Source organism: Citrobacter sp. 21OH12SH02A-Citro (assembly GCF_027919895.1).
GTDB classification, from domain to species: domain Bacteria; phylum Pseudomonadota; class Gammaproteobacteria; order Enterobacterales; family Enterobacteriaceae; genus Citrobacter; species Citrobacter braakii.
This window is the reverse complement of sequence record NZ_CP114801.1, coordinates 705,755-722,378: the sequence shown is the minus strand read 5'-3', so window position 1 is coordinate 722,378 and position 16,624 is coordinate 705,755. Positions and strand designations below refer to the sequence as shown.

General features: G+C 53.0%; 17 protein-coding genes. 8 read left to right on the top strand and 9 right to left on the bottom strand.

Going from position 1 to position 16,624, the window contains the following annotated elements; all coding sequences use genetic code 11:
- Positions 1-67: 67 nt before the first annotated feature.
- Together parC and O6D90_RS03550 are read right to left on the bottom strand one after the other, a co-directional pair.
- On the bottom strand, positions 68-2,326 hold the full coding sequence (gene parC, locus O6D90_RS03555; protein WP_016157479.1) for a DNA topoisomerase IV subunit A: 2,259 nt from the start codon (positions 2,324-2,326) through the stop codon (positions 68-70).
- 118 nt (positions 2,327-2,444) lie between these two features.
- Positions 2,445-2,840 carry a YgiW/YdeI family stress tolerance OB fold protein gene (locus O6D90_RS03550; protein WP_016154511.1) on the bottom strand — a complete coding sequence of 132 codons (396 nt, stop codon included), beginning with the start codon at positions 2,838-2,840 and terminating at the stop codon, positions 2,445-2,447.
- Positions 2,841-2,992: 152 nt separating this feature from the next.
- On the opposite strand from O6D90_RS03550, the gene qseB reads away from it, so the two are divergent.
- The 4 genes from qseB to O6D90_RS03530 all read left to right on the top strand — a co-directional run bounded on the left by qseB (position 2,993) and on the right by O6D90_RS03530 (position 6,034).
- On the top strand, positions 2,993-3,652 hold the full coding sequence (gene qseB / locus O6D90_RS03545; protein ID WP_016157480.1) for a quorum sensing response regulator transcription factor QseB: 660 nt from the start codon (positions 2,993-2,995) through the stop codon (positions 3,650-3,652).
- A complete protein-coding gene (gene qseC / locus O6D90_RS03540; protein ID WP_016157481.1) occupies positions 3,649-4,998 on the top strand; it encodes a quorum sensing histidine kinase QseC in 1,350 nt (449 codons plus the stop codon). Before qseB ends, qseC begins: the two co-directional genes overlap by 4 nt.
- A gap of 109 nt (positions 4,999-5,107) precedes the next feature.
- Complete coding sequence (locus O6D90_RS03535) at positions 5,108-5,689, top strand: NAD(P)H-dependent oxidoreductase (RefSeq protein WP_016157482.1); 582 nt, start codon at positions 5,108-5,110, stop codon at positions 5,687-5,689.
- 30 nt (positions 5,690-5,719) lie between these two features.
- Entirely contained in the window at positions 5,720-6,034 is a 315-nt protein-coding gene (locus O6D90_RS03530; RefSeq protein WP_016154515.1) for a putative quinol monooxygenase, read from the top strand.
- Between the two features lie 100 nt (positions 6,035-6,134).
- On the opposite strand, the gene parE is transcribed toward O6D90_RS03530, so the two are convergent.
- The 5 genes from parE to nudF are packed head-to-tail and all read right to left on the bottom strand — an operon-like array spanning position 6,135 to position 10,540.
- The gene (gene parE, locus O6D90_RS03525) at positions 6,135-8,027 is read right to left on the bottom strand and encodes a DNA topoisomerase IV subunit B (RefSeq protein ID WP_016157483.1); all 1,893 of its coding nucleotides are present in this window, start codon (positions 8,025-8,027) and stop codon (positions 6,135-6,137) included.
- Between the two features lie 28 nt (positions 8,028-8,055).
- Positions 8,056-8,637 carry an esterase YqiA gene (gene yqiA / locus O6D90_RS03520; protein ID WP_016157484.1) on the bottom strand — a complete coding sequence of 194 codons (582 nt, stop codon included), beginning with the start codon at positions 8,635-8,637 and terminating at the stop codon, positions 8,056-8,058.
- On the bottom strand, positions 8,637-9,464 hold the full coding sequence (gene cpdA, locus O6D90_RS03515) for a 3',5'-cyclic-AMP phosphodiesterase (RefSeq protein WP_016154517.1): 828 nt from the start codon (positions 9,462-9,464) through the stop codon (positions 8,637-8,639). Before cpdA ends, yqiA begins: the two co-directional genes overlap by 1 nt.
- 24 nt (positions 9,465-9,488) lie before the next feature.
- Positions 9,489-9,911 (bottom strand): DUF1249 family protein, encoded by a 423-nt coding sequence (locus tag O6D90_RS03510; protein ID WP_003024582.1) that lies wholly within the window; start codon positions 9,909-9,911, stop codon positions 9,489-9,491.
- Positions 9,908-10,540 carry an ADP-ribose diphosphatase gene (gene nudF / locus O6D90_RS03505; RefSeq protein WP_016154519.1) on the bottom strand — a complete coding sequence of 211 codons (633 nt, stop codon included), beginning with the start codon at positions 10,538-10,540 and terminating at the stop codon, positions 9,908-9,910. Before nudF ends, O6D90_RS03510 begins: the two co-directional genes overlap by 4 nt.
- A gap of 199 nt (positions 10,541-10,739) precedes the next feature.
- Here nudF and tolC point away from each other — a divergent pair, with 199 nt between their 5' ends.
- From tolC to O6D90_RS03490, 3 genes are all read left to right on the top strand, one after another.
- The gene (gene tolC / locus O6D90_RS03500; RefSeq protein WP_088583064.1) at positions 10,740-12,218 is read left to right on the top strand and encodes an outer membrane channel protein TolC; all 1,479 of its coding nucleotides are present in this window, start codon (positions 10,740-10,742) and stop codon (positions 12,216-12,218) included.
- Positions 12,219-12,365: 147 nt separating this feature from the next.
- Positions 12,366-13,043 carry a DUF1190 family protein gene (locus O6D90_RS03495; RefSeq protein ID WP_016154521.1) on the top strand — a complete coding sequence of 226 codons (678 nt, stop codon included), beginning with the start codon at positions 12,366-12,368 and terminating at the stop codon, positions 13,041-13,043.
- Between the two features lie 5 nt (positions 13,044-13,048).
- Positions 13,049-14,209, top strand: a complete 1,161-nt coding sequence (locus tag O6D90_RS03490) for a glutathionylspermidine synthase family protein (RefSeq protein WP_016157486.1) — start codon at positions 13,049-13,051, stop codon at positions 14,207-14,209.
- An 85-nt stretch (positions 14,210-14,294) separates the two neighbouring features.
- Here O6D90_RS03490 and ygiD read toward each other — a convergent pair whose 3' ends face one another.
- Positions 14,295-15,083, bottom strand: a complete 789-nt coding sequence (gene ygiD / locus O6D90_RS03485) for a 4,5-DOPA dioxygenase extradiol (protein WP_016157487.1) — start codon at positions 15,081-15,083, stop codon at positions 14,295-14,297.
- Between the two features lie 147 nt (positions 15,084-15,230).
- On the opposite strand from ygiD, the gene zupT reads away from it, so the two are divergent.
- Entirely contained in the window at positions 15,231-16,004 is a 774-nt protein-coding gene (zupT, locus tag O6D90_RS03480; RefSeq protein ID WP_016157488.1) for a zinc transporter ZupT, read from the top strand.
- Between the two features lie 65 nt (positions 16,005-16,069).
- Here zupT and O6D90_RS03475 read toward each other — a convergent pair whose 3' ends face one another.
- Positions 16,070-16,246, bottom strand: coding sequence for a hypothetical protein (locus O6D90_RS03475; protein ID WP_016154525.1), 177 nt, complete (start codon positions 16,244-16,246; stop codon positions 16,070-16,072).
- Positions 16,247-16,624: the final 378 nt, after the last annotated feature.

Below are 16,624 nucleotides of genomic sequence, written 5' to 3'. Positions count from 1 at the left end.
ACGGTTTCACGGGAATTTTTAACGTTGGCTCTCCCCGGGCTAAAACAGGGAGAGCCGGACGGTAGCGTTATTCTTCGCTGTCGCCGTGACTGGCGCGTCGAGGCGAGTCAATGTCAATGCGATCGATACGCTGCAGACCACGCATTAGCGTACCGCGACGGCCACGCTCGCCGGTCACTTTCTGCAACTCTTCAGGACGCAGTTTAATTTTGCGCTTACCGACGTGGATAGTCAGCGTGCTTTGTGGCGGCAGCACGTAGAGCTGCGCCAGGCCATCTTCGCCTTTCGCCGCTTCCGCTGAAGGGATATTGATAATCTTGTTCCCTTTGCCTTTTGACAATTGCGGCAAATCGCTTACCGGGAACATCAACATGCGACCGGCTTGGGTGATTGCCAGCAGCATATCGGTTTCATCTTCAATCACAACCGGCGGCATAACGCGCGAATTTTCTGGCAGCGTAATCAATGCCTTACCAGCACGGTTACGAGCTACCAGGTCGTTGAAGGTGCAGACAAAACCGTAACCCGCATCGGATGCCATCAGCAGTTTCTGATCGTCGCCTTCCATCAGCATGTGCTCAACCGTCGCGCCCGGCGGCAGCGTGAGCTTCCCGGTCAGCGGTTCACCCTGTCCACGCGCCGACGGCAGCGTAATCGGGTCGATGGCGTAGCTGCGTCCGGTCGAGTCCACGAACACCACTGGCTGGTTGCTCTTACCCTTCACCGCAGACTTAAAGCTGTCGCCCGCTTTATAGCTTAATCCCGGCGCATCAATGTCGTGGCCTTTCGCGCTACGCACCCAACCACTCTGAGACAGCACAATGGTCACTGGCTCTGACGGCAGCATGTCGTGCTCGCTCATCGCCTTCGCTTCTTCACGTTCCTGCAGAGGAGAGCGGCGTTCGTCGCCATAGGCCTCGGCATCAGCCTGCAGCTCTTTCTTCAGCAGGTTACTCATTTTACGCTCAGAAGCCAGAATGCCTTGCAGCTGATCGCGCTCTTTCGCCAGCTCATCCTGCTCGCCGCGGATTTTCATCTCTTCGAGTTTGGCAAGGTGGCGCAATTTCAGCTCAAGAATGGCTTCAGCCTGGGTTTCAGAAATGCCAAACCGCGACATCAGCTCGGGCTTAGGTTCATCCTCATGACGAATAATTTCGATCACTTCGTCAATGTTGAGGAACGCCACCAGCAAACCTTCAAGGATATGCAGGCGTTTAAGCACTTTTTCCAGACGATAGTTCAGGCGACGACGTACGGTATCACGGCGAAACGCCAGCCATTCGGTGAGGATCTCCAGCAGATTTTTCACCGCCGGACGACCATCAAGACCGATCATATTCAGATTGATGCGGTAGCTTTTTTCCAGATCGGTGGTGGCAAACAGGTGGTTCATCACCTGCTCCATATCCACACGATTGGAGCGCGGGACAATCACCAGACGGGTCGGGTTTTCGTGATCCGATTCGTCGCGCAGGTCGTCTACCATCGGCAGCTTTTTATTGCGCATTTGAGCGGCGATCTGCTCCAGCACTTTTGCCCCGGAAACCTGATGCGGCAGTGCGGAAATCACCACCGCGCCGTCTTCTTTCGTCCATACCGCGCGCATACGTACGGAGCCGCGCCCGTTTTCGTAAATCTTACGAATCTCTGCCCGCGAGGTAATGATCTCCGCTTCGGTCGGGTAGTCCGGCCCCTGCACGATGTCCAGCAACTGATCCAGCGTCGTTTTCGGCTGCTCAATCAGGGTAATCGCCGCTTTCGCCACTTCACGCAGGTTGTGTGGCGGAATGTCCGTCGCCATACCAACGGCAATACCGGTCGTGCCGTTCAACAGAATATTTGGCAGACGCGCAGGCAGCATCTTCGGCTCCTGCATGGTGCCGTCGAAGTTTGGCACCCAGTCCGACGTTCCCTGGCCAAGTTCACCCAGCAGAACTTCCGCATATTTAGACAGGCGGGATTCGGTATAACGCATCGCCGCGAAGGATTTCGGATCGTCCGGCGCCCCCCAGTTCCCCTGCCCGTCGACCAACGGATAACGGTAAGAGAACGGCTGCGCCATCAGTACCATCGCTTCATAACAAGCGCTGTCGCCGTGTGGGTGGTATTTACCCAGTACGTCACCGACGGTACGGGCGGATTTTTTAAATTTGGCGCTGGCATTCAGCCCCAGTTCGGACATCGCGTACACGATGCGACGCTGAACGGGTTTCAAACCATCGCCAATAAACGGCAACGCCCTGTCCATGATGACGTACATGGAGTAGTTCAGATAGGCGGTTTCCGTGAATTCATGCAGCGCCAGGCGCTCTGCCATATCGCTCATTAATCGTGGTTCCTCAACTTTGTACCCCTCTATTGAAGGGCAATATTGCCGCAGATACTACCCTATCTGGCGTGTTGAGTCACAAAGAAAAGGGCCACGAGTGCGGCCCTGATGGGGATTATTTGGCAACTTTGGTAATCTGTTTCACGTCGATTTCAACGGAGTTCCAGTCTTTATCCACTTCACCCTGGATTTCAACCACATCCTGCGGTGTGACGGTTACGCCGTTCCAGCGCTTGTGGTCGATATCCACATTCACCGTGCCAGTCGCATCTTTAAACACATACAGGTCGTCGGAAATACGCTCAACGATGTTCCCGCGCAGGGTAACCCAAGTGTCATCACGCAGTGATTTGGCGCTTTCTACCGTCGCGCTGCTACCATTCGGGCCGACAAATCCGCCATTTTGGCTTTGCGTGGTGGTTGTCGGTCCAGAGAAACCGCCCTGCTGCGCTGCCAGAACAGGTGCGGAACACAGTGCCATTACAGCAACCATTGCAGCTAATTTTTTCATCGTCATGTCTCCCTTTCATTTTGGTTTACGACTATTAAATAAGTTAATCCTTAACAAGTTCTTAAGGCAAAAAAAGATACTTTTTTTGCTGTACAGAGGCTGTAGTCACAAGGTTTACTGACGCTAATGAGAGCGGCTGCAGGGAAGAACATATGCGTATTTTACTGATCGAAGATGACACGTTGATCGGCGACGGCCTGAAAACAGGTCTGAGTAAAATGGGTTTCAGCATCGACTGGTTTACCGAGGGTCGCCAGGGGAAAGAAGCGCTCTACAGCGCCCCTTATGATGCGGTGATCCTCGACCTGACGCTGCCAGGCATCGACGGACGGGAGATCTTGCGCGAATGGCGAGCCAACGGGAAGCAGGAGCCAGTGCTGATTCTGACCGCTCGCGACGCGCTGGCGGAACGCGTTGAGGGTCTGCGTCTCGGCGCGGATGACTATCTGTGCAAACCCTTTGCGCTGATCGAAGTTGCCGCCAGACTGGAGGCACTGGTGCGCCGTGCCAGCGGCCAGGCGAGCAACATATTGCGCCATGGCCATGTGACGCTCGATCCCGGCGCGCTGGTTGCCACGGCGGCAGATGAGCCTTTGTCTCTCAAACCCAAAGAGTTCGCTCTACTGGAACTGCTGATGCGCAATAAGGGTCGCGTCCTGCCCCGCAAACTGATTGAAGAAAAACTGTATACCTGGGACGAAAACGTCTCCAGCAATGCGATTGAGGTACACGTCCATCACTTACGCCGTAAGCTCGGCAGCGACTTTATCCGTACCGTGCATGGCATTGGCTACACCCTGGGTGACGCATGAAACTCACACAACGCCTCAGCCTGCGCGTCAGGCTAACGCTTATTTTTCTGATTCTGGCATCAGCAACCTGGGCCGTTTCCAGCTTTGTAGCCTGGAAGCAGACCACCGACAATGTCGATGAGCTGTTTGATACCCAACTGATGCTGTTCGCCAAGCGGCTCAGTACGCTGGATATCAGCGACGTCACCACCTCAAGCAATATGGCTCGCACGCCGAAGAAGCTCAAGCACGGCCATATTGATGACGACGCGCTGACGTTTGCCATCTTCACCATCGACGGCAAAATGGTATTGCACGATGGCGACAACGGCCAGGATATTCCCTACAGCTACACCCACGAAGGCTTTACCGATGGCCAACTCAAGGGGGACAACGACGCATGGCGTTTTCTGTGGCTGAATTCCGCTGACGGCAAATACCGCATTGTGGTAGGCCAGGAGTGGGAGTATCGAGAGGATATGGCGCTGTCGATCGTCACCGCCCAGTTAACACCGTGGTTGATTGCGCTGCCGCTGATGTTGCTAATCCTGGTGGTCATGATTAGCCGTGAACTCAGGCCGCTGAAAAAACTGGCGCAGGCTCTGCGCTGGCGCTCACCGGAATCGGAGGAGCCGCTCGACCCGAAAGGTGTGCCAAGCGAAGTGCGCCCGTTGGTTGAATCGCTCAATCAGTTGTTTACCCGCACCCATTCCATGATGGTCCGCGAACGGCGCTTCACTTCTGATGCTGCCCACGAGCTGCGCAGCCCGTTGACCGCGCTGAAAGTACAAACAGAAGTGGTGCAACTGTCAGACGACGACCCGCAAACGCGGGAAAAAGCGCTGGTACAGTTGCATGCGGGAATTGAACGCGCCACCCGGCTGGTCGATCAGTTACTGACGCTTTCACGCCTCGACTCCCTCGACAATCTTCAGGATGTGGCGGAAATCTCGCTGGAGGAGCTTTTGCAATCCGCGGTGATGGATATCTACCATCCAGCCCAGCAGGTGCACATCGACGTGCGTTTGCAGATTAACGCGCATAACATCATGCGCACAGGACAGCCGCTGTTACTGAGCCTGATGGTACGAAATCTGCTGGATAATGCGATCCGTTACAGCCCGCGGGGTAGCATTGTGGAAGTGACGCTCAACGCCCGTAATTTTAGCGTCAAGGATAATGGTCCTGGCGTTGCGCCAGAGGTCCTGACGCACATCGGGGAACGCTTTTATCGTCCACCGGGACAAAGCGTGAACGGCAGCGGTCTTGGCCTATCGATTGTCCGCCGTATCGCAATATTGCATGGAATGTCAGCCTCGTTTGGCAACGCTCCGCAAGGTGGCTTTGAAGCGAAGGTCAGTTGGTAATTGCGTTATTATTGCTCAAATAGCAAAAGACTTTGCACATTTTGCTAATTTCACCGCGTCGCTGGTAGGGGTAAAATCGTCTTCAAACGTATTTCCCTGAGGACACAAAATGAGCAACATTCTGATTATCAATGGTGCGAAAAAATTCGCCCACTCCAACGGTCAGTTAAACGACACCCTGACCGAGGTCGCGGATGGCCTTCTGCGCGACCTCGGGCATGATGTTAAAATCGTGCGCGCCGACAGCGACTATGACATTCCTGATGAAGTACAGAACTTCGTCTGGGCCGATGTGGTTATCTGGCAAATGCCTGGCTGGTGGATGGGTGCGCCGTGGACCGTGAAAAAATACATTGATGACGTGTTTACCGAAGGTCACGGTACGCTGTACGCCAGCGATGGTCGCACGCGTTCAGATGCGTCTAAAAAATACGGCTCCGGTGGGCTGATTCAGGGCAAAAAATACATGCTGTCACTGACCTGGAACGCACCGATGGAAGCTTTCACTGAAAAAGATCAGTTCTTCCATGGCGTTGGCGTTGATGGCGTTTATCTCCCGTTCCATAAAGCAAACCAGTTCCTGGGAATGGAAGCGCTGCCGACCTTTATCACCAATGACGTGATTAAAATGCCGGACGTCCCGCGTTATATCGCAGAATATCGCAAGCATCTGAGCGAAATTTTTGGTTAACTGGTAACCTGGAATTAGAAGGAGTTAACCATGCTTACCGTTATTGCAGAAATCCGTACACGTCCAGGTCAACATCACCGCCAGGCGGTACTGGATCAATTCGCTAAAATCGTTCCAACCGTATTGAAAGAAGAAGGCTGCCACGGCTACGCGCCGATGGTCGATCATGCTGCTGGCGTCAGTTTTCAGACCACAGCCCCGGACTCAATCGTGATGGTTGAACAGTGGGAAAGCATTGCGCATCTTGAAGCGCATTTGCAGACACCGCATATGAAAGCCTATAGCGAAGCCGTGAAAGGCGACGTGCTGGACATGAGTATTCGTATTCTGGAGTCTGGCATTTAAGATTGTCGATTTGCCGGATAACGCCATAAACAGACGTATCCGGCTTATATTGCAATCCTCAGGCCTGGTAAGCCCAGCGTCACCAGGCATTCACGGTCAATTACCCTTCGAGATCCGCCAGGTCGCCTTTCTCCTGCAACCAGTTACGGCGATCTTCAGAACGCTTCTTGGCCAGCAGCATATCCATCATTGCGTTGGTACGCTGATCGTCTTCGTCATCGATGATGAGCTGCACCAGGCGGCGGGTGTTCGGATCCAGCGTGGTTTCACGCAGCTGCATCGGGTTCATTTCACCCAGACCTTTAAAGCGCTGCACGTTCGGCTTGCCTTTCTTGCGTTTTAACTGCTCCAGCACGCCCGCTTTCTCTTCTTCCGTCAGCGCGTAATACACCTCTTTACCGAGGTCGATACGGTATAACGGCGGCAGCGCCACATAGACGTGACCGTGTTTCACCAGCGTACGGAAGTGTTTCACAAACAGCGCGCACAGCAGCGTGGCGATGTGCAAACCATCGGAATCCGCATCCGCCAGAATACAGATCTTACCGTAGCGCAGCTGGCTCAGATCATCACTGTCCGGATCGATGCCGATCGCCACCGAAATATCGTGAACTTCCTGCGAAGCCAACACTTCATCGGAAGAGACTTCCCAGGTGTTAAGGATCTTACCTTTCAGCGGCATGATCGCCTGATATTCACGATCGCGCGCCTGTTTCGCCGATCCGCCCGCCGAGTCACCTTCGACGAGGAACAGTTCGGTGCGATTAAGATCCTGTGCGGTACAGTCCGCCAGTTTCCCCGGCAACGCCGGACCGCTGGTCAACTTCTTACGCACCACTTTTTTCGCCGCACGCAGACGACGCTGGGCGCTGGAAATCGCCATCTCAGCCAGCAGTTCGGCTGATTGCACGTTCTGGTTCAGCCACAGGCTGAAAGCATCTTTCACCACGCCAGAGACGAATGCCGCGCACTGCCGCGAAGAGAGGCGCTCTTTGGTTTGTCCGGCAAACTGCGGATCCTGCATTTTTACCGACAGCACGTAAGCACAGCGATCCCAGATATCTTCCGCCGACAGCTTCACGCCGCGCGGCAGAATATTGCGGTATTCACAGAACTCGCGCATTGCATCCAGCAGACCCTGGCGCAGGCCGTTAACGTGCGTACCGCCCTGCATGGTTGGGATCAGGTTCACATAGCTTTCAGTCAGCAGCTCGCCGCCTTCCGGCAGCCAGAGCAGCGCCCAGTCCACGGTTTCTGTTTCACCGCTGAAATTACCGATAAACGGTTTTTCCGGCAGCGTCGGCAAGCCATTTACCGCTTCGCTCAGATAGTCATTCAGGCCATCCTGGTAGCACCAGCGCTGTTCACTGTTATTGACCTCGTCCTTAAAGGTGATCTCAACGCCTGGGCACAGCACCGCTTTGGCTTTCAGTACGTGCGTTAAGCGCGAAACGGAAAAACGCGGGCTGTCAAAGAAGCTTTCATCCGGCCAGAAGTGCACGCTGGTTCCGGTATTGCGTTTACCGCAGGTACCGACAACCTGTAAATCTTGCACCTTATCGCCGTTCTCAAACGCGATGTTGTACACCTGCCCGTCGCGGCGCACGTTCACTTCCACACGCTTCGACAGGGCGTTGACCACGGAGATCCCCACCCCATGTAAACCACCAGAGAACTGATAGTTTTTGTTGGAGAACTTACCGCCTGCGTGCAGACGACAGAGGATCAGCTCTACCGCCGGAACGCCCTCTTCAGGGTGAATGTCTACCGGCATGCCGCGGCCATCATCAATAACTTCCAGAGACTGGTCGGCATGTAAAATCACGTCCACGCGTTTTGCGTAGCCCGCCAGTGCTTCATCCACACTGTTATCAATCACTTCCTGTCCAAGATGGTTCGGACGGGTTGTATCGGTGTACATCCCCGGGCGACGGCGTACCGGCTCAAGCCCAGTGAGTACCTCAATGGCATCAGCGTTATAAGTTTGCGTCATGGTTTAAATAAGCAATTCGAATTGATCGTCAGAAACTGTGCAGTCCAAGGAAATCGACAATCGGGTTGAAATAATCTTCGAAGCCCGTGAATGCGTGGTTTCCGCCCTCAATAACTGTCTGGCGGCAGGAGGCGTAATACGCCACCGCCTGGCGGTAGTCCAACACTTCATCGCCCGTTTGTTGAAGCAGCCAGATCAAATCCGGCGCTTCCAGCGGGTCAATCTGCATGACTTTAAGATCGTAAATATGGCGTGACTCTAGCACATATTGCTGCCCCGTGTAGGGGTTCTCGTTTTGACCGAGATAGTCGACCAGCAGTTCATAAGGTCGGACAGCAGGGTTCACCACCACCGCGGGCAGCATAAAACATTGCGACAGCCAGGTGGCGTAATAGCCTCCTAGCGAGGAACCGACAATTCCCAGCGACTCTCCGCCATGTTCGAGAATGATCGATTCCAGCATCTCTGCGGCCTGGGCCGGATACGGTGGCAACTGGGGTAAGATCATCTCAACGTGCGGATGATGCTCCGCCAGCCAGTTTTTCAGCAAACATGCCTTCGCCGAACGAGGAGAACTATTAAACCCGTGAAGATAAAGAAGCGTAGACATCAGTAGCCTTCTGAAGCGGTATCAGGGTGGAACCGATTACCCTGCAGACGGCGTACCTGAGTCTGCAACGTCCCGTCAGCAAAAAGCTCCAGCGTCCGCCAGCCGGGGCTGATGGTATCTAACGTGAAGTTGGAACAGTGTGGCTTAAACTGCACACAGGTCGACGGCGTCGCCAGCAGGCGGCGTCCGTTCCAGTCCAAATCCAGTTCCTGATGAATATGCCCGCACAACAAATACTTGGCACGAGGATAATTCACCAGCACGTTATCCAGCTCTGCGGCATTACGCAGGCTATGCTGATCGAGCCAGCTACAGCCTGCTGGCAGAGGATGATGATGCAGAAGCAGCAAAGTATTGCGCTCAGGCGCATCGGCAAGTTTACGTTCCAGCCATTCGAGCTGAAATTCGCTTAATTCACCGTGGGGAACGCCGAATACCTGGCTGTCCAGCAACAGGATTTGCCACTGTTCACCAATAAAGACGCGTTTAGCGGGTGAGATCCCCGCGTCCTGTAGCGCGCTGTACATTGCCGGCTGAAAATCGTGATTGCCCGGTAGCCAAACGCAGGGCGCACGAAAGCTTGCGATGCCCTCAGCAAAATGCTGATAGGCCGCAGCGGATTGGTCCTGCGCCAAATCACCAGTCGCGACGATCAGATCGTATTCAGGCGACTCTGCATGTATTGCATCCAGTACGGATTGATAGCTGTCCCAGGTGTTTACACCCAGCAGCGTTTCATGCTTTTCGGCAAACAGGTGAGTGTCTGTAATTTGTAAGATCCTGACTCTGGCCTCACCAGCCAAAGGAAGGGTTAACAGGCTTTCCAAATGGTGTCCTTAGGTTTCACGACGCTAATAAACCGGAATCGCCATCGCTCCATGTGCTAAACAGTACCGTAACCAGTCGGCCAGAAACTGATTAATTTGATGCTTTTCGTCGCGTTGATGCAACTTTTTATTTGGATAATCATACCGCGCTTTGAAGCGAAAGATCTGCTGACTCGAACACACTTCAGCCACCCTCGCGTCATGATACAGGCGGACTGTCAATGACGGCAGGCTCCAGTATGTGACCGCGGGTGCCGTTTGTTCGATCGCGACAAGCGTAGTGTATCGGGTCGATTCAACGATCGTTAACCGATATTGTGCGTTTGCTACCTGATAGCTCACTGTTTCACCGGCTGCATCATTACGTGGCAGCAGGCGGCGCAATTGCGAATAGTTGGTTTCGCACAGGCGCATCATTTCAGGGAAGTCAGGTGTGTAACGCTTCATTTTTTCCACTCAGTTTTTAACTCTTGATAGTGCAGCTGTAACCATTGCAAGGCGATGACAGAAGCCGCGTTGTCGATTTTCCCCTCTTCAACCCATTGATAAGCCTGCTCCCGGCTCACCACATGAACACGAATATCTTCGTTTTCATCAGCCAGACCGTGGATCCCGCTCGCGGTCGTGGCGTCCACTTCGCCAACTAAAATAGACAGGCGCTCACTGGTGCCGCCAGGGCTTGCCAGATAGCTCAGAACGGGCTTGGTACGTTTAACTTCCAGCCCGGCCTCTTCCATCGCTTCACGACGAGCCACATCCTCAACGGTTTCGCCCTCTTCAATCATTCCGGCCACCATTTCCAGGAGCCACGGGCTTTCGCTGGTATCAAACGCCGCGATACGGATCTGCTCGACCAGAACAACTTCGTCCCGCTCAGGGTCAAAGGGTAGCAAGACTGCCGCGTGTCCGCGCTCAAAAATTTCGCGCTTTACCTCACCGCTCATACCGCCGTTAAACAGGCGATGGCGGAACCGATAAAGATCCAGTGAAAAAAAACCGCGGTATAGCGTTTCTCGTGCAATAATTTCTACATCATTTTTAGTGAAAGTCATTGGCAAGTTGTCTGGTTTACGCATTGTGCTGTCCTGAAACCAATAGTGATTAAAATGTGAATTTCAAGGTCGTTTGACTGATGTTTGAACGCCCTTGTGTTAAATTGATGCAAATTAACGCCGTATGGCACGTAACGCCAACTTTTTGAAGTGGCGGATTCTGCTAGAATCAGCAAATATTTTTACAATTTGATCAGCGCTAAATACTGCTTCACAACAAGGAATGCAAATGAAGAAATTGCTCCCCATCCTTATCGGCCTGAGCCTGTCGGGGTTCACTACTTTGAGCCAGGCAGAAAACCTGATGCAGGTTTATCAGCAAGCACGCCTGAGCAACCCGGAATTGCGTAAATCCGCCGCCGATCGCGATGCTGCATTCGAAAAAATTAACGAAGCGCGTAGCCCATTACTGCCGCAACTAGGTTTAGGTGCCGATTACACCTACAGCAATGGCTACCGTGATGCAAATGGCGTCAACTCCAACGCAACCAGCGCGTCATTACAATTGACTCAGACGCTGTTCGACATGTCTAAATGGCGTGCCCTGACGCTGCAAGAAAAAGCAGCAGGCATCCAGGACGTAACGTATCAGACCGATCAGCAAACGCTGATCCTGAATACCGCTACCGCTTATTTTAACGTACTGAACGCGATTGACGTGCTGTCTTACACTCAGGCACAGAAAGATGCGGTCTATCGTCAGTTAGATCAGACCACACAGCGTTTTAACGTGGGCCTGGTCGCCATCACTGACGTACAGAACGCCCGTTCACAATACGATACCGTACTGGCGAACGAAGTTACCGCGCGTAACAATCTCGACAACGCGGTAGAACAGCTGCGCCAGGTGACCGGTAACTACTACCCGGAACTGGCTTCGCTGAACGTTGACGGCTTTAAAACCAACAAACCGCAGGCGGTGAACGCGCTGCTGAAAGAAGCAGAAAACCGCAACCTCTCATTATTGCAGGCGCGTTTGAGCCAGGATCTGGCGCGTGAACAGATTCGTCTGGCGCAGGATGGTCACTTACCGACGCTGGGTTTGACCGCCTCTACCGGCGTTTCTGACACCTCCTACAACGGGTCGAAAACTAACACCTCCCAGTACGACGACAGCAACATGGGCCAGAACAAAATCGGTCTGAACTTCTCGCTGCCGCTGTACCAGGGTGGGATGGTTAACTCGCAGGTGAAACAAGCGCAGTACAACTTTGTTGGCGCGAGCGAACAACTGGAAAGCGCGCACCGCAGCGTGGTGCAAACCGTGCGTTCTTCGTTCAACAACATTAATGCTTCTATCAGTAGCATTAACGCGTACAAACAAGCGGTTGTCTCTGCCCAAAGCTCTTTAGATGCGATGGAAGCAGGCTATTCCGTAGGTACCCGTACCATCGTGGATGTGTTGGATGCCACCACCACGCTGTACAACGCCAAGCAGCAACTGGCGAATGCGCGTTATACCTATCTTATCAACCAGCTTAACGTCAAATCTGCGCTCGGTACGCTGAACGAGCAGGATCTGGTGGCGCTGAATAATACGCTGGGTAAACCGATCCCGACTTCTCCGGATAACGTAGCGCCGCAAAATCCGCAGCAAGATGCCGCTGTGAATGACTTTAACAGCAACGGCAATATGCCTGCGGCTCAACCAACGGCTGCACGTTCAACCAGCAGCAACGGTAACAACCCGTTCCGTAACTGATGCTGATGACGGGGCTTCGGCCCCGTCTGAACGTAAGGCAACGTAAAGATCCACCCCTTCTTCCGCATTCTCGCCTCTTCCCGCTTCAATTTCGACCAGTCATCCTCTATTCTGAGCAGAGTTACCACTGGGTCCTGGAAGACATAAATGAAACGGACAAAATCTATACATCACGCCTCGTTCCGCAAAAGCTGGAGCGCGCGCCACCTGACTCCTGTCGCTCTGGCAGTTACCGCTGTTTTTATGCTCGCGGGCTGTGAAAAGAGTGACGAAACGGTTTCGCTTTATCAGAACGCGGACGACTGCTCTGCAGCTAATCCGGGTAAAAGCGCCGAATGTACCACCGCGTTTAACAATGCGCTGAAAGAAGCTGAACGCACCGCGCCAAAATACGCCACTCGCGAAGACTGTATCGCTGAATTCGGCGAAGGCCAGTGCCAACAGGCACCTGCACAAGCGGGCATGGCGCCGACCGGTGAAGGCCAGGCTCAGGCGCAGAATCAAAGCAGCGGCAGCTTCTGGATGCCGCTGATGGCAGGCTATATGATGGGCCGCATGATGGGTGGCGGTATGGGCGCTCAGCAGCCGCTGTTCAGCTCGAAAAATCCGGCCAGCCCGGCATACGGAAAATATACGGATGCCGGCGGCAAAAACTACGGCGCCGCTACGCCGGGTCGCACCATGACCGTACCGAAAACCGCTATGGCGCCGAAACCGGCTACCACCTCTACCGTAACCCGCGGCGGATTTGGCGAATCTGTGGCTAAACAGAGCACCATGCAGCGTAGCGCAAGCGGTACTACCACTCGTTCAATGGGCGGCTGATCGTCATGGAAAGAGTCAGTATTATTGAGCGCCCGGACTGGCGCGATAAAGCCACCGAATACGGTTTCAACTTTCACACTATGTACGGCGAGCCGTACTGGTGTGAGGATGCATATTATAAGCTCACGCTTGCTCAGGTTGAAAAGCTGGAAGAGGTCACTGCAGAGCTGCATCAAATGTGTCTCAAAGTGGTGGAAAGGGTCATCGCCAGCGATGAGCTGATGACCAAGTTTCGCATTCCGAAGCATACCTGGGGCTTTGTCCGCCAGTCCTGGCAGACACAGCAACCGTCGCTCTATTCGCGTCTCGATCTGGCGTGGGACGGCACGGGCGAGCCTAAGCTGTTAGAAAACAACGCCGATACGCCAACCTCTCTGTACGAAGCTGCGTTTTTCCAGTGGATCTGGCTGGAAGACCAACTCAATGCAGGCAACCTGCCGGAAGGCAGCGATCAATTCAACAGTCTGCAGGAAAAGCTGATCGAGCGTTTCGCCGAGCTGCGTGAGCAGTATGGTTTTCAGTTGCTACATCTGACCTGTTGTCGCGATACGGTGGAAGACCGCGGAACGATCCAGTATCTGCAGGATTGCGCTGCCGAAGCTGAAATCGCCACTGAATTCCTCTATGTCGAAGATATTGGTCTTGGTGAAAAAGGTCAGTTCACGGATATGCAAGATCAGGTCATTGCTAACCTGTTCAAGCTCTATCCGTGGGAATTCATGCTGCGCGAAATGTTCTCCACCAAGCTGGAAGACGCTGGCGTTCGCTGGCTGGAACCAGCCTGGAAGAGCATCATCTCCAACAAAGCGTTATTACCGCTGTTGTGGGAAATGTTCCCGGATCATCCGAATCTGCTGCCTGCGTATTTCGCCGAAGATGACTATCCTCAGATGGATAAATTCGTCGTAAAGCCGATCTTCTCACGTGAAGGCGCGAACGTTTCAATTATCGAAAACGGTAAAACGATCGAAGCAGTGGAAGGGCCGTACGGCGAAGAAGGTATGATCGTGCAGCAATTCCATCAGCTACCGAAGTTTGGCGACAGCTATATGTTGATCGGCAGCTGGCTAATCAACGATCAACCAGCTGGCATTGGCATTCGCGAAGACCGTGCGTTGATCACGCAGGATCTCTCGCGTTTCTATCCGCATATTTTTGTCGAATGACTGAGAGTGCCGGGTGGTAGCTGCGTCTTACCCGGCCTACAGCACGAACTGTAGGCTCGATAAGCGCAGCGCCATCGGGCATTTATCATCCGACCTGCACCGACAACATACTCAAACTTCCCATCTCAATCCCGTCAACAGGAATAGTCACCGGCTCTTTGCCATCCCAGGCACCTAATACATACAGCAGCGGCAGATAGTGATCCGCTGTCGGGTTCGATAACGATCCCCCTTCATGATCGAGATAGTTCACCAGCGGGTGCTGTTCAACCGGTCCCTGCCATGTCAGGTTTGCTTTAACATAATCGTTGAATGAGGTCGCCCACGGATATGGCGTGTTCTCACCGTGCCAACGCGCAGTGCGCAGGTTATGCACCACGTTGCCGCTGGCTACCAGCATAATGCCCTCATCACGCAGTGCCGCCAGCTTGCGGCCAATTTCAAAATGCCAGGCCGCAGGTTTGGTACTGTCAATGCTCAGCTGCACCATCGGAATATCCGCATGCGGGTACATCTTGATCAGCACGCCCCATGAACCGTGGTCAAAACCCCAGGCCTCTTTGTCTAAGGTAACGGGCACCGGGGCCAGCAAGTCAACCAGATGCTGCGCCAGTTCCGGTGATCCAGGAGCCGGGTAATGGGTGTCATACAGCGCCTGCGGAAAACCGCCAAAATCGTGGATTGTTTTAGGCGCTTCCATCGCCGTCACGCCCGTGCCACGAGTGAACCAATGCGCCGAGACCACCACAATAGCTTTCGGGCGCGGCAACGTTTCCCCCAGTTGCTGCCAGGCGCGGGTATAAACGTTATCTTCCAGAACATTCATCGGGCTACCGTGACCCAAAAACAATGCTGGCATACGAGTTGAAGACATGATGATATCCTTACTGAGGGAGTCATTTTGATACCACCACAATACGCTTATTCGGCTGATGAAGAACTCAGATAACCATGATGAAGATCATCAGTTATTTTGACGATCCGACCCGGACAGCAGATTGATAAGGAGTTTTATTTGTCGATGTCAGTACCTTTACTTCTGACTTTACTGGCAGGCGCCGCCACGTTTATCGGCGCATTTCTCGGCGTGTTAGGGCAAAAACCCTCCAACCGCGTACTCGCCTTTTCGTTAGGCTTCGCCGCAGGGATTATGTTACTGATCTCACTGATGGAGATGCTCCCAGCCGCACTGGCTGCTGAAGGCATGTCGCCGGTATTGGGCTACGGAATGTTTATCGTTGGCTTACTGGGATACTTTGGCCTGGACCGCCTATTGCCGCACGCGCACCCTCAGGATCTGGTACAGAAAACCACGCGGCCTCTGCCCGGCTCCATTAAACGTACCGCGATTTTATTAACGCTCGGCATTAGCCTGCACAACTTCCCGGAAGGGATAGCGACGTTTGTTACCGCCAGCAGCAACCTCGAGCTGGGCTTTGGTATTGCCCTTGCCGTCGCATTACACAATATTCCTGAAGGATTAGCCGTTGCGGGTCCAGTCTATGCAGCCACGGGATCCAAACGTACGGCGATATTCTGGGCCGGGATCTCGGGCATGGCGGAAATCCTGGGCGGCGTACTGGCGTGGTTAATTCTGGGAAGCCTGATCTCACCGGTAGTGATGGCGGCAATAATGGCAGCAGTCGCAGGAATTATGGTGGCGCTGTCCGTCGATGAGCTAATGCCGTTGGCAAAAGAGATCGACCCGAATAATAATCCCAGCTATGGGGTACTTTGTGGAATGTCGGTGATGGGATTAAGTCTTGTCATCCTCCAGTCCATGGGAATCGGCTAATTCAGAGGGCGGATGCCACCCTGCTAATTTACAGCATCCGCTCATCCATAGCAGAACGTGAAGGACTATTCCTGTTCCTTAACCGCGCTGTTATCTTCGCCAGAACGACGAAAGAGTTTGTTTCGCGCCTCGAGTAATGCATCCCGGTCTTGCCGAAATGCCCGACAATAACGCTTCATATGGCAATAATAACCAACTGCAACGAGTGCAATTAATACAATCCAGTACCAGGCGATAAACATTCTTTTACCCTTAAAATTTAACATCATTAAACATTTAACGTTAAAATCTTACACAACCTTATTCTGACATACTCATATAGTGGCATATTCCAGAAACAAATATATGATTTCGATCATATAAACCAGCAGCTATGCAAATAGTTAACACCGTTATAAAAAATAAAACAATGTCGACAAGATCACACTGCGCAATAATAAATATTGCCCTTAAAATAACGCACTCATACCATCCCCAAAATAATGAAAATTAGCACCTGCAAAATAATACATTTCATCAATATTAATATATTCACCATAAAAGTAGCATCAGCAATACCATTTTTTATTATATTCACATCGTAAAAACATAATATATTCAGCACTGTTATATTTAAAGAT